The 542-nt window shown below is 53.3% G+C and carries 1 rRNA gene; it reads right to left on the bottom strand.

Annotation, left to right across the window (positions count from 1 at the left end):
* Window positions 1-40: 40 nt before the first annotated feature.
* Window positions 41-542: ribosomal RNA gene (locus ROSEINA2194_RS13630) — 16S ribosomal RNA — on the bottom strand; the annotation flags it as partial.

Below are 542 nucleotides of genomic sequence, written 5' to 3'. Positions count from 1 at the left end.
AATAACTCAACAGTGAATAACTTTTACTCGATTTCCTTAGAAAGGAGGTGATCCAGCCGCACCTTCCGATACGGCTACCTTGTTACGACTTCACCCCAGTTATCGAACCTGCCTTCGGCAGCTCCCTCCTTGCGGTTGGGTCACTGACTTCGGGCATTTCCAACTCCCATGGTGTGACGGGCGGTGTGTACAAGACCCGGGAACGTATTCACCGCAGCATTCTGATCTGCGATTACTAGCGATTCCAGCTTCGTGTAGTCGGGTTGCAGACTACAGTCCGAACTGAGACGTTATTTTTGGGATTTGCTCCACCTCACGGTCTCGCTTCCCTTTGTTTACGCCATTGTAGCACGTGTGTAGCCCAAGTCATAAGGGGCATGATGATTTGACGTCATCCCCACCTTCCTCCAGGTTATCCCTGGCAGTCTCCTCAGAGTGCCCGGCCGAACCGCTGGCTACTGGGGATAAGGGTTGCGCTCGTTGCGGGACTTAACCCAACATCTCACGACACGAGCTGACGACAACCATGCACCACCTGTCAC

Origin of the sequence: Roseburia inulinivorans DSM 16841 (assembly GCF_000174195.1) — a bacterium.
In the GTDB taxonomy this organism is placed as follows: domain Bacteria; phylum Bacillota; class Clostridia; order Lachnospirales; family Lachnospiraceae; genus Roseburia; species Roseburia inulinivorans.
This window is presented reverse-complemented; position numbering and strand designations above follow the sequence as displayed.